This window comes from Alteromonas sp. H02 (assembly GCF_059682525.1).
The window spans coordinates 5152883-5166103 of sequence record NZ_CM185021.1 but is presented as its reverse complement, the minus strand read 5'-3'; the positions used below and the strand labels follow the sequence as shown (position 1 = coordinate 5166103).

Sequence of the window (13221 nt, the reverse complement as noted above, 5' to 3'; positions counted from 1 at the left end):
TCACTATACTTAGCCACTGTGAAGTGCAAAGCATATCTATTCCTGAACTTTATTGTTGAGCGGTCTGGAATATAAAAATCCTGTTGATTATTAAAGGACCCGGACATGTTGCGAAACGCCAATTCTTCAGCGCCATTACTACGGCTGTACAGCATTGTTTTTCTGTTTGTTTTAAGCGGAGTGACGCAGGCTGCCTATATTACGGTTGATGAAGCCGGTATGGATGCGATATATGCCCAGACCAGCTTCGCAAATACGCCGGTTGATATCCGGCTGGGCAGCGCCATTGAGCACGTTGACCCGGGCTTGCTCACCCTCGACTCCGCCGCTAAATGGAGTGCGCTGACCTCAGCCCATTACGGTTCAGCGACAACGGTGAATTTCTGGTTTCTCGATAATATTACCTGGTGCGGTAATAACTTCATTTTTTACGTTGGCTGTGGCGAAACGCCGGGCAACGATTTTGTGGTTGAATCGGCCTATGCCGATAGCTTGTTTAACGCAGAGTTACTTGCCCATGAACTCGGCCTGCCTCACAACAGTGGCAGTAACAACCTGATGGATGCGTTTTTAAATGGTGGTACGGATTTAAGCAGCGCTGAAGTGGCAACCATTATGAGCAGCCCACTGGTGCAGTTTGATAATACGGGGTTCTTTATTGACGTTTTACCGGTATTAGTGGTGGCGGTAGCAACTCAGGTGGATGCACCGGCAGTAAGCGTTTTATTACTGCTGGCGTGTTTTGCAATGGGGTACCGGCGCCTTCGCTATGGGCTCAAATCCGGCATTTCAGGTATGCCATTAGCCGTAAGATGAGTCTGTAAAGGCAATCTGCGGCGGGCTTCTGGCCCGAAGCCGCAAGTGGGTGAAAAGAGGTAATGCCATGCACAGGGCTATTGTTTTGCAGGAAACTGCGCCACCTGAATCGATTGAGTTGCTCGGCGGCCTGATCAATGTGATGAGTGATACTCACAAAGGTGATGAACAATCTGTCACCGTACAGGAGAGTGCCGGCGCTGGTTTTGGTCCGCCGCCCCACAGCCATCCCTGGTCGGAAACCTTTTATGTGATAAGCGGCGCTGTGGATTTTATGCTCAACGAAGATGGTTATCACTGCGGCGCCGGGGCTATGGTTTACATTCCGGCGGATCAGGTTCATGCCTTTCAGTCTTGTGCTGAGGGCGTAAAGATGATCGAATTTATCGGTCCTGGCAGTCAGGCGCTGGATTTGTTTCGCTCCCTGAGTGCGTTTCTCAAACAGGCTTCACCGGATGAACTGGATAAAGTGCGCTCGATTTTTTCTCAGCATGGTGCAACATTGCATATCTGAACCAGCCTTAACCGGGACTGCTGTAACAGAACGTCAGCAGTCCCGGTAGTCGTCTCTTTGATGCAAATCAGTGTCTTCGTCACGTAATCTTTGTACGGTATCTATACTTATAGATGGCATGCAGGTGCTGAACACATAATATTACGGCCCTGCTTTGTACTGCCTTTGTCTTACATGTACGGGAGTAATCATGACCGATGTACAGCAATCCAAATGGCACGCGCTGACCGCCGACGAAGCGATTACCCAACTCGAAACCACCCGCGACGGCCTGAGCCAGGAGCAGGTTAGCCAGCGACGCTCAAACTGTGGACCAAACAAGCTGCCTGAGGCGCCACAGGCCAGCACGCTGGCGCGATTCCTTAAGCAATTTGCCAATCTGCTGGTTATCGTGTTAATGGTGGCCGGTATTCTGACCGCATTTTTACAACACTGGATAGACACCGCGGTGATCTTTGCGGTGGTGATTGTTAACGCCCTGATCGGCGTGGTTCAGGAAGGCAAGGCCGAAAAAGCCATGGACTCTATTCGCCAGATGCTGGCCTTAAAAGCGGCGGTGATCCGCAATGGTAAGCGTCTCACTGTGGCGGGTGAAGAGCTGGTGCCCGGTGATGTGGTCCTGTTGGAAGCCGGAGATAAAGTGCCGGCTGACATACGTTTACTAAGCAGCCACAGCCTGGCGATTCAGGAGAGTCTGCTTACCGGGGAGTCGCTACCGGTAGAAAAAGGTACTCAGGCAGTGGAAGCCTCGGCGGCGCTGGGCGACCGACAGTGTATGGCCTTCAGCGGTACTAATGTCACGGCAGGACAGGCAACCGGGATAGTGGTGGCTACCGGCGCTCATACTGAAATTGGCCGTATTGGCGGCATGCTATCCGATGTGCAGAAGCTCACCACACCGCTGGTGGAGCAAATGGACGTGCTGGCTAAGTGGATCACCGGATTTATTCTGACCGTGGCGGTTATCCTGTTGCTGGTTGGCACTCTGGTACTCAATCAGCCGTTTACTGAGCTCTTCCTCGCAGTGGTGGGCTTGTCTGTTGCCGCCATTCCGGAAGGGTTGCCCGCGGTGCTTACCATTACCCTGGCCGTTGGCGTGCAGGCCATGGCCAAACGCAGCGCAATCGTACGGGTATTACCGGCAATTGAAACACTTGGTTCTGTGTCGGTGATCTGCTCCGATAAAACCGGTACGTTTACCCGCAACGAAATGATGGTGGTCAGCGTACAAACCGCCGCTAACGACTACGATGTGGATGGCGAAGGTTATGCGCCCATTGGCGACGTGTTATTTAACGATAAACCGATACATACCGCTGAGCAGCCCTTGTTGCAGAAAGTTGCCCGGGCATGCGCACTGTGTAACGACGCTGAGATTCACCATCGTGATGACAACTGGAGTTTCGAGGGCGATCCTATGGAGGCGGCGCTGGTAAGCTTTGCCAGTAAGGCCACTTTTGATGAGGGCGAGGATTTTAAAGCGCGCTGGCGGCGCACCGATGTACTGCCATTCGACTCTACCACCCAGTATATGGCCACACTCAATCACGACCACAACGGCCACGGAATCATTCTGGTGAAAGGCGCGCCGGAAGTGGTATTGAAGTTATGTCGAGTACAACAAACGGCGCAGGGCGAGGAACAATCCATCGATTTAACCGCGTGGCTCGATAAAGCGGAGGCGCTGGCCCGAAAAGGTCAACGTGTGCTGGCTGTGGCCTCTCGTAGTGTGCCTGCAGAACATACCGTTTTGAGTGCATCGGATTTGCAGGATTCGCTGTGTTTGCTGGGGTTGGTAGGGCTTATCGATCCGCCCAGGCAGGAAGCCATCAGCGCAGTGCAAACCTGCCTGAATGCAAAAATTCAGGTCAAGATGATTACCGGCGACCATGCGGTGACCGCCCAGGCGATTGGCAAACAGCTGGGTTTAACGCATACCGATAAGATGCTAACCGGCACGGAACTTGATGCCCTCAGCGATGAACAACTTAAAGAGGCTGTGCAGCATACGGATGTGTTTGCCCGCACTACGCCAGAACATAAATTGCGGCTGGTGATGGCGCTGCAGTCACTGGGACTCACCGTATCGATGACCGGTGACGGCGTGAACGATGCACCATCGCTTAAACGCGCTGATGCCGGTGTGGCCATGGGCCTTAAAGGCAGCGAAGCGGCTAAAGAAGCCGCCGAAGTGGTGCTGGCCGATGATAACTTTGCCTCCATAGCGGCGGCGGTAGAGCAGGGCCGTACCGTGTATGCCAACATCAAAAAAGTGGTGAGCTGGACGCTGCCTACTAACGCGGGTGAAGCGCTAACCATCATTGTTGCACTGCTGGCGGGCTTGCCATATCCCATTACGCCGGTGCAGATTTTGTGGGTAAATATGATCACGGCGGTTACGCTGGGCATGGCGCTGGCCTTTGAGCCCACCGACGCGGCGACCATGAAAAAAACACCGCGACCACGTGGACAGGCACTTATTCAGCCTGCGTTGGTGTGGCAGATTATGCTGGTTGGCACACTGTTTTTCCTGGCGGTATTTGGCATTTATCAGTACGCCATTAAAGCCGGGCATGATGTGGAGTATGCCCGGACACTGGCGATGAACATGTTGGTGGGCCTGGAGATTTTCTACTTGTTCTTTGTCCGCACCATGAACCTGCGTTCAATCTCCTTAGCCGGGGTAAGAGGCACTAAAGTGGTGTGGTCAGCAGTCGGTGTGGTAGTGGTAGCCCAGTTGGCCATTTCCTACATTCCGGTATTGCAAACCGTGTTCGGTACGCATTCACCTACACTAATTGATAATCTGGTGATAGTGCTTACCGGCTTTGCATTACTCATAGTGCTCGAGATTGAAAAAGTCGTGAGGCTTACGCTTTATCAGCGAAAACGTTAGCCGCCGCGTGGACAGGAGCCGCCGCGTGGACAGGCACTCATTCAGGCTGCCAAATATAAATGCCTGTCCACCAATTTCACTAACTTAGCTGGAAGTTGAAAAAGTTATAAGGCGTACGTTAAATCAATGAAAACGTTAATAGTGGTAGCCAAGCAGGTTAATGTCTTTTTGAAAGTGCCTGTCCACCAACTCGGCTAACTCATCCGAATAGTATTGGTGGTAAGTCTGTCTGTCGGTGGCCTTGCGCTTATGAGGCAGCGCCTTAGTCGGCAGGTTTAATTGCTCACAGATTGTATTGAAATCATCCTGCAGGTTTTCGTACTTGGCGATGAAATCCATACACAGGTTGCCTTGCAGATCGGTCAGATAATCGGTTTGTAACTGCATGGAAGTATCGATGTGATACTGATAGGGGCGCTCAGGATCGAGCTTGTAACGCATAAAGCTGTCAAAGTTATCAAGGCCCGCTACGAGATGGGGTCGTTCACGTTTGATGTGGTGATAGGAACTCACTTGCAAATCCCAAGGGTTTCGTACAAACGCAAATTTATACAACGCCGCAAAGTACTCCGCTGGCAACATTTCTTTAGCGGCAATCACTTTACTGTGGCGTGGAAAGCGACAACCCAGTTTATGCCCACAGAGTTGACTTAGCTTATTTACTATAAATTGCGGCACACCGTAACGGGCATCCCAGCGAAAGTGTGACAGAGCATCACGCACACTGGTGCCACCGGTTTTTGCAATATGCACAAAAAGAAACTGATGTTTGTGGGAAAGCAGCATTGATATCGTCGATAGTCATAAAAATGTTTCATTCAAACAATACGATAGCAATATGACATATTAAGGACAGTCACATCGGTAGCTATGAATTCACAGGTAAATACAAATCAAGGACAGTCACTTGAAGTTTATGGACAGTCACTCACGCAACTGACTGTCCTGGTGTCGTATTCGGGGAGTGGTGGCGTTGAAGTCATTACTAATCATCTCGTGCAGGGGCTGGTTAATGCTGGTATTGAGGTCGAACTTCTGCTGCTGAAAGCCCGCGGTCCGCACATCGATAAGTTGCCAGAGCATCCGGAGCTTACGGTAACTAAACTCAATGCCAGCAGTGCCATACTGGCGGTGCCGGAGCTGGTCAGGTATCTGAATAAGCATCCCAACCGGCTGCTCTTTGCGATTAAAGACCGCGCGGTTCAGGCGGCATCGCTAGCCAATAGGATAAATCGTTGCAGAGGCCGGGTAGTGGGGCAAATCCACACCAATATGCTTACCGGGCTGGCATCCCGAAACGGGTTGATGGTCAGATTCAGGTTTGCATTGATGAGGCATTTATATCGTTACTTAACCGGCGTCATTGCGGTATCGCAGGATGCCGCGAGTGCGTTACAAACCATTACAGGCTTACCCGACACGCGGATAAAAATACTGCCTAACCCTGTTATCACCCCGGCAATCGCTAAAAAATCGGCCGCATCGCCAGTTCATCCCTGGTTAACCAATAAAGAGTGCCCGGTGGTTGTGGCGGCAGGGCGATTGTCCTCACAGAAAAACTTTGCGTTACTTATTCGGGCGTTTGACTTACTCAGACAGCAAATACCGTTAAAGCTGGTTATTTTCGGCGAGGGGCCGCAGCGCGGTGAGCTTGAAGCCTTATGCGCTGAACTGAGCATTTCCGAGCATGTATCGTTATTTGGTTTTGTTGAAAACCCTTACGCTGAAATGAAGCGTGCCGACCTGTTTGTATTGTCGTCCGACTGCGAAGGCTCGCCAACGGTGCTAACAGAGTGCCTGTCCATGGGGATCCCCTGTGTAGCAACTGATGTCGGGGATGTTGCCCAAACCCTGCAAAACGGCCGGGTGGGGCGAGTAGTCCCCTGCAATGACACTCAGGCCCTGGCCGAGGCAATGCAGGCTGCTATTCAGTCACCTATCGCGGGCCAGGTATTAGTGGACGCGGTGAGCCAGTTTCAACAAGACGTGGCTGTGAATACTTATATTGAGCAACTGTCGTACTGGCAGGAAACGGGAACGCCAAACTAAAATTGGCCCTTTGTGAAGCTGTTATACAGGCAGGATGGTAATTATTTTGCTGTTTGTTATGTAAATGTTAATGAAATGTTTGCTTGGATATGATTAACTCTGCCTTACGCTGATATCACTAATATCGAGGGCAGCATGTATTTTTCTGTAGAACATTCACTGGAGCGCCTTGCTGTTTTTGCGGCGTATTCAGAATGTGATGGCTGCGAAGACGCTGAGCTCACCAGTCAGCTGATAGAAGGGCTGTTGATGAGTGGCGTGCATGTGGAATTACTGCTGCTTAACAACAAAGATAACTCGTCCTGCCGTTTACCTGCACACCCGCATTTAACCATCAAAACCTTGCGAGCCAGCAGTGTGTGGCTGGCGGTGCCGGAATTAAAGCGCTATATGCAAAGCCATCCTGGTGAAATTGTTCTGGCGGTGGACGATCAATATATTCAGGCTGCCTCCATGGCTAACCTGCTGTCGGGCTTACGCGGCAACGTTGCCGGGTTAATACACAATACCAACTGGAGCACATCGCACAGCGGCGTAACACCTCGCCTGCGCTCCGGGCTGATGCGACTGCTTTATGGCTACACCTCAGGTGTGATCACCGAATCGGCGGATACCGGCAGAACACTTGAGCTGATGTGCCGGTTACCTAAAACCCGAATCAAAATGCTAACCCAACCCTGCCGTCAGGATATGGCTATCAGCGGCTGTATTGAGCTGCTTACTGAATGGCAATGCTGCGGTGTGTGCAGCGTCAATTCCGGCCGTTACTTAAGTGCTTAACCTCTGGTGCTATTTCTGGCAGACTGGCTTACAGGCTTTAATTAATCCCGATGTGAGTAGATGGAACGACCGCTGTTAAAACATATTCGCAACCATGAAGCGCTGTTTTTGGAAATTGCCCGTTTGCGAGATCTTGCCATTGAGCAGTTGGGCCTTGGCAACTATGAATTCAGTAAGACCCCCAAGTTTATCAGCGAAACCGGCGAACGATTTACCATCGAACCGGAGCGCAGCATCATTCTGCCTGACTATCATCTGTTTAAAGGATTGAAACATGCCTTAACCGAGCGGGTGCCAGGGTTAACTATTGTTGAGCATAGTGACTGCGGCTACCGTTATCCCACTGCCGCACTGGCCGGTTTGGATGCTCCGTTTATCAAACGTTTACGCTCGGAGTATTTTCACCGGGTGGATGAAGATCGCAGTATCTGCCGCCCGGTCAACCTCTCTTATGGTATTAAGAGCCGTGGTAAAGCCGATAATCGCCTGGAATACGAAGTCTGGGTACCGGAAAGCCAGTTAGAGGCCGATCCTATGCCGCTACTGGTAGAAAAGTACGGTGAAGATCTGCCCCATGAAGTGCGCCACTTTGCTCAGCAGAAGCCGATGATTTACGGCTGGATGGGCGTAAAACGGGCGGCCTTTGAGGCGCTCTACCGCAAGCCGGCGGTAATGGGTGACCTGGTGATTTGTATTGGCCTGTCGGTAGATGCTTATAACATCGGCGCACGACCGGACCTTTCGTTTTCGCCAACGGTGGATAGTTCCATTGCGGCCAGTAATGCCGAATTTGAGTGGGAAGTCATGGGTTACTACGCGCCGGACGATGCGCACTATACTCACGATGAGTTATGGGCGGCGATAAATCATTCGCTGGAAGCCATTGGCGAACCCATCAGCGAACTTTACGCTGATGACATTATGCCGATTATGGAAAGTAAAACGGAGCGTATTCTGAGCACGGTTTATGGCCAGGGCATTACCACCGATGAAATTCGCGAGCTGAATTTGCGCCCCCAGGAGTTTTTGCAAACCAGCAGTGAACGCCGGGTAAAACCGCAGGATCCTAATCGTAAGGTAAATTTCCTCGGCCGTCTTAACCGGTTATTCTATCAGCCGGAGCATCAACTGCCGGCGATTGAATCATTGCATGATCTCATTGCCCATTCACGCTAAGCTTGCACAATAAACTCATACTGCACGGAAATTTGCACACATCATGCATGATATTGATGATTACGATAAACAGATCCTAAAACTCCTGCGCCAGAATGGCCGCCTGACTAATCAGGAGTTAGGCGAGCTGGTGGGCCTGTCTGCTTCGCAAATCTCCCGCCGCCGAATTCACCTTGAGCAGCAAAAGTACATTATTGGTTACAGCGCTCGCATCTCACCGGCCGCGCTGAATCTGGATATATCATCGGTACTGGAAATTACTCTTGCTGAAGCTTCGCCCGAGGCCGTTACCGCTTTTTATGAGCTGGTAAAAGACATCCCGGCTATTCTGGACATGTATAAAACTACCGGTAATGCCGACTTTATTCTTAAAGTGGCGGTGGCTGAGCTGAGTGACTTATCGGCGTTGATCAGCGACCTCGCCGCACACAAAACGGTGGGGCATATCCGCACAGCGGTGGTGTTGGAGCGCCTTAAAGAGGATGGTGTTTGGTTGTAATGCCGCAAAAATAACTCAAGATCGCACGGCTTGAGCATAAAATGTAAGATTTATGCACAATATGATTTTATTGTGCTATATTTCTCACGGTTTAATTTTTGGTCATTCCGTGGGTAAGATAATGAGCGAAGCAGCAATTAGTCAGCCGAAGTCCATTCGGCACAGTTGGGTAGAAGATGTTCTGGCCCTGATCACCGGTACCATTTTAGTTTCGTTCGGGGCTATTTTATTGCGTGAGGTTGGCGCGCTTACCGGCAGTACCGCCGGAATGGCCTTTTTGATTGATTACCTGTCGCCTATGACCTTTGGCGTAGCCTTCTTTTTAGTGAATATTCCGTTTTATATACTGGCGCTAAAGAAAATGGGTATGGTCTTTACCCTTAAGACCTTTGCTACCGTGTCGTTGGTATCGCTGTTTACTCATATTCACCCGGCGTTTATTCAGTTTGGTGAGCTGGATTTATTTTACTCAACCCTGTTCGGCAATCTGCTCATGGGCACCGGCTTTGTGGTATTGTTCCGCCACGGAGCCAGCCTCGGCGGCGTAACCATTCTGGCGCTCTACATTCAGGATAAAACCGGCTTCCGTGCCGGCTACCTGCAAATGGGAGTAGATGTGCTGGTGGTGTGTGCGGCGTTCTTTGTAGTGAGCATTCCGGCACTAATCGCTTCTGTACTGGGCGCGGTAGTGCTGAATATTCTGATTGCATTTAACCACCGTAAAGACCGCTATTTAGCTTAAACTGGCCAATAAATTAATAAAAAACTGCTCCCAAGAGACAGTCACTCTAAGGAATAATTATGTTTGAACATGTTGATGCCTATGCCGGCGACCCGATTTTCTCGCTGGTTGAACAATTCATGAAAGATCCCCGTGAGGATAAAGTGAATCTCACCATCGGGTTTTATTTTGATGAAGACGGCAACGTGCCAAACTTTAGCAGTGTTGATAAAGCCAAAGTGTGGGCGGCAGACAACCCGCTAGCATCGCCCGTTTATCTGCCGATGGACGGCTTACCGGAATACCGCGTAGCAGTAAAATCACTGGCCTTTGGTGATGCACTACCACTGGTGGACGGTCGCTTAGCGTCAACCCAAAGCCTGGGCGGTTCAGGCGCGCTGAAAGTGGGTGCTGATTTACTCAAGCGCTATTTCCCCGACTCAGAGCTTTGGGTGAGCGACCCGACCTGGGAAAACCATCACTCTATCTTCAAAGGCGCAGGCGTGAAGGTAAATACCTATCGCTACTACAATCCGCAAACCAAAATGCTTGATTTCAGCGGCATGCTGGAAGATTTAAATCAACTGCCGGGAAAAGCCATTGTACTGCTGCACCCGTGTTGCCATAACCCAACAGGCATCGACTTAACTAACGAGCAGTGGCAACAGGTTGTGGACGTGATTAAACAGCGTAACCTGCTGGCCTTTTTCGATATGGCTTATCAGGGTTTCGGTTTTGGTTTAAACGAAGATACTCAGGCCATTAAACTGATGGCGGAGTCTGGTCAGCCGTTCCTGCTAGCGCAGTCATTCTCGAAAATCTTCTCACTTTACAGTGAGCGAGTTGGGGCGTTGTGTGTGGTGTGTGAATCACCGGAAACTGCCGAAACCATTCAGGGGCAGCTTAAATTTACCGTCCGGACTAACTACTCTACGCCGCCATCGTTCGGCGCGCGCCTGGTTAACCATGTACTGGCAAGCGATGCACTCACCGATGAGTGGAAAACCGAATTGGAAGCTATGCGCGAGCGCATGCACACCATGCGTCAGCAACTGGTCGCCAAGCTTGGCGAGCTGCGCCCGGATGTGGATTTCAGCTATCTGGCCGCGCAAGTCGGTATGTTTAGTTACACCGGCTTCAGCCCGGAGCAAATTAAACGCCTGAAAGACGAGTTTGGAGTTTATCTGATTGCCAGCGGCCGTATGTGTGTAGCGGGCTTAAACACCCGCAATATTGACGCTACCGCAAAGGCGTTTGCTGCTGTTTGCTAGCAACATGAAGAGGCTGTGACCCTTTTGTTTCAACATGGACAGGCGGTTACAGCTTTTAAGTTAATCGACTAACATTTTTATACAAAGACAGTCACTTGCTAGACTCAGGTTCAGTTGGATTTTGCCTTTGTGCTGGCACAATGAACACACTACTTTTCAGCTTTAGTGAAACATTGTGCCCAGATCCCGTAAAAGCCTCATCAACCTCTCCGATACCCCTTACTACCATTGCATATCCCGCTGTGTTCGTCGGGCGTATTTATGTGGAAAAGATTACCAAACAGGCAAAAGTTATGAGCATCGCCGGCAGTGGGTAGAAGACAGATTACTGTTTTTGGCCAAAGTGTTTTGTGTTGATGTGTGCGCTTATGCGGTAATGAGTAACCACACCCATGTGGTATTACGTATTAACAAACGAAAGGCTGATTCGTTAAGCGTGAGGGACGTCATCAGGAGGTGGCACCAACTCTACAAAGGCATGTTGTTGTCGCAACGTTATATTGACCCTTTTCAATCTACCACATTGTCTGAAGCTGAAATTGAAACGGTACATAGTCTGGCTGAAATTTATCGTAAGCGACTGTACGATATCAGTTGGTTTATGCGGTTGCTTAACGAGTATATCGCCCGTAGGGCCAATAAAGAGGATGATTGTACTGGTCATTTCTGGGAGGGGCGGTTTAAGTCACAGGCGCTCTTAGATGAAGTTTCTCTAGCGGCCTGTATGGCATATGTTGACTTAAACCCAGTACGCGCTTGTTTGGCGAGTACGCCAGAATCATCTACTCACACAAGTATTCAAAAACGCATCAATGCGGCCAAATCGAATCGACAACCTGCTCAATTACTTCCGTTTGTAGGGAACCCATGTAACACAATGCCAGATGGCCTGCCTTTTCGGTTGCAGGATTACATTGAACTGGTTGAACTGTCAGGGCGCCATTTACAGCCCAACAAGCAAGGCAAAATCGATGACTCAGCTTCACCCATACTGAACCAGGTTGGACTCGCGCAAAGTGATTGGAATGAGATGGTAACAGGCATTGAGACTTCCTTTAAATCATCGATAAGCTTTGAGAAGTTTATCAGGCAACGCCGAAAATATGCAGGCTGCGCTTAGAGTTTTCCTGACCTGTCAAGTCAAACGTAACTATTACATCAACACCATTTCATTCCATATCGCCGGACGATTAGCGAAGATTGACTGGCGGACATTCAACAGCCTTCCCCGCATTTGAAAGACCAAATGCTTTAACTTCACCCTCTGAAATATATAAAACGCAATACAACTGCCTAATGCTCGGAGCTGAAGCTCTCATTTCGGGATAGTTATTTTAATGCCTGTCCATATTAAAAAAAGATCTGCCTGTCTATGTCAAAAAGCCGCCTGGTGTTCGTCTGCAGGTGCCTGTCCAGCTAAGCCTCTAAGCTCGCGACCTCAAGTCGATATGGACTTGAGGTGTGTGATGCTTAAAGCGATAAACCAGAAAAGTTGCTATAACTAATAACAACTGACTTGTGCTGTCATTCTCTCTTTATCGCCGGTAAATACTATAGTGCACTCCATTTCTCTCTCCAGAAGAGGTAGGACAAAGTCTATAAAATCATTAGAGCCCGCCGAGGAGGGAAACTGGGCACGGAAAGATACACCATTCCCATCTGTGGGATTGCCGTCTTCATCTATGAGGTTTTCTCCATCATCATCCTTAAGTTCTGCAACAATATAATGTTTTCCATCTTCGTCAACCCATACGATCAGTTCAGGAGCGCCATCAGGGCCATAGAGCTCGACAAATCCTCCGTCTCTGTTATTTTCAGAAAATAATTCACTTACCAGGTCCCAAATATTCGATATTGAGTCCGTCGTATTTTTCAGTTGCTCTGACCAGTCAGCGCCGTTGTTAGATCTTGTCGGATTGTTGGTTCTGCTGCCATTATTCCTTGTTAGCTTAGAATAAAAAGTATGTCCGTAGTGTGCATTGCTAACTCCGGCGCTGAAATCTGCAGCGAGATTGGGCACCTCTGCGCCGACACCAGACTTTATTGTAGAGCAGCCAGTACAAAATGCTTTAATGTCGTAGTGTTCAACTTTGAGTCTTGCCGATCCACTTTCTATAATGTCTGACTTGAACTGTATTTTGTAGCCGTTAGGTGTATCAAAAGACGTTTCTACAGTTTGATATTTAAACCCGAAAGAAACGCAGAAGCTTAAATCGGTCCCGGAATAGTTTGCGACACAACGTTCAAATACTCCTTCGAAAGTAGGTGCTTGTGGTATGCCAGGAAATTTCTGAGCATAAGCTGTTGAGAAAGAAAAAGAAAATAAAGCAAAAATGAATAAACGTTTCATCAAAAAATAAGATCCTTCTAAATTAATTGAAACTAAAGTCTATATTTTTGCGGGGGGGAGTCAATGTACTGGGAATACAATTATTAAATATTTCATTGTGACTTCCTGATCGTCGATTCCTTGTGTTGAGTGTTAATTAAACAATAATC

General features: G+C 49.3%; 12 protein-coding genes. 10 read left to right on the top strand and 2 right to left on the bottom strand.

The window, feature by feature from the left end; genetic code table 11:
• Positions 1–105: 105 nt before the first annotated feature.
• The 3 genes from AC566Q_RS23855 (at position 106) to AC566Q_RS23845 (ending at position 4226) form a co-directional block, all read left to right on the top strand.
• On the top strand, positions 106–816 hold the full coding sequence (locus tag AC566Q_RS23855; protein WP_499611975.1) for a hypothetical protein: 711 nt from the start codon (positions 106–108) through the stop codon (positions 814–816).
• 67 nt (positions 817–883) lie between these two features.
• On the top strand, positions 884–1330 hold the full coding sequence (locus tag AC566Q_RS23850) for a cupin domain-containing protein (protein WP_499611974.1): 447 nt from the start codon (positions 884–886) through the stop codon (positions 1328–1330).
• Between the two features lie 190 nt (positions 1331–1520).
• Positions 1521–4226, top strand: a complete 2706-nt coding sequence (locus AC566Q_RS23845; RefSeq protein WP_499611972.1) for a cation-translocating P-type ATPase — start codon at positions 1521–1523, stop codon at positions 4224–4226.
• A 135-nt stretch (positions 4227–4361) separates the two neighbouring features.
• Here AC566Q_RS23845 and AC566Q_RS23840 read toward each other — a convergent pair whose 3' ends face one another.
• On the bottom strand, positions 4362–5012 hold the full coding sequence (locus tag AC566Q_RS23840; RefSeq protein ID WP_499611971.1) for a sulfotransferase family 2 domain-containing protein: 651 nt from the start codon (positions 5010–5012) through the stop codon (positions 4362–4364).
• An 84-nt stretch (positions 5013–5096) separates the two neighbouring features.
• Between AC566Q_RS23840 and AC566Q_RS23835 the strand changes: the two genes are divergently transcribed.
• The 7 genes from AC566Q_RS23835 (at position 5097) to AC566Q_RS23805 (ending at position 11842) form a co-directional block, all read left to right on the top strand.
• Entirely contained in the window at positions 5097–6275 is a 1179-nt protein-coding gene (locus AC566Q_RS23835) for a glycosyltransferase (RefSeq protein WP_499611969.1), read from the top strand.
• A gap of 135 nt (positions 6276–6410) precedes the next feature.
• Entirely contained in the window at positions 6411–7055 is a 645-nt protein-coding gene (locus AC566Q_RS23830; protein WP_499611968.1) for a hypothetical protein, read from the top strand.
• Between the two features lie 60 nt (positions 7056–7115).
• Positions 7116–8231 carry a hypothetical protein gene (locus AC566Q_RS23825; protein ID WP_499611966.1) on the top strand — a complete coding sequence of 372 codons (1116 nt, stop codon included), beginning with the start codon at positions 7116–7118 and terminating at the stop codon, positions 8229–8231.
• Positions 8232–8274: 43 nt separating this feature from the next.
• Entirely contained in the window at positions 8275–8730 is a 456-nt protein-coding gene (locus AC566Q_RS23820) for an Lrp/AsnC family transcriptional regulator (RefSeq protein ID WP_499611964.1), read from the top strand.
• 121 nt (positions 8731–8851) lie between these two features.
• Entirely contained in the window at positions 8852–9472 is a 621-nt protein-coding gene (locus AC566Q_RS23815; protein WP_499611962.1) for a YitT family protein, read from the top strand.
• Positions 9473–9531: 59 nt separating this feature from the next.
• The gene (locus AC566Q_RS23810) at positions 9532–10722 is read left to right on the top strand and encodes an amino acid aminotransferase (RefSeq protein ID WP_499611961.1); all 1191 of its coding nucleotides are present in this window, start codon (positions 9532–9534) and stop codon (positions 10720–10722) included.
• Between the two features lie 175 nt (positions 10723–10897).
• Positions 10898–11842, top strand: a complete 945-nt coding sequence (locus AC566Q_RS23805) for a transposase (protein WP_499611959.1) — start codon at positions 10898–10900, stop codon at positions 11840–11842.
• 381 nt (positions 11843–12223) lie between these two features.
• Here the strand turns inward: AC566Q_RS23805 and AC566Q_RS23800 are convergent, their stop codons facing one another.
• Positions 12224–13072 (bottom strand): hypothetical protein, encoded by an 849-nt coding sequence (locus AC566Q_RS23800; RefSeq protein WP_499611957.1) that lies wholly within the window; start codon positions 13070–13072, stop codon positions 12224–12226.
• Between the last annotated feature and the right edge of the window lie 149 nt (positions 13073–13221).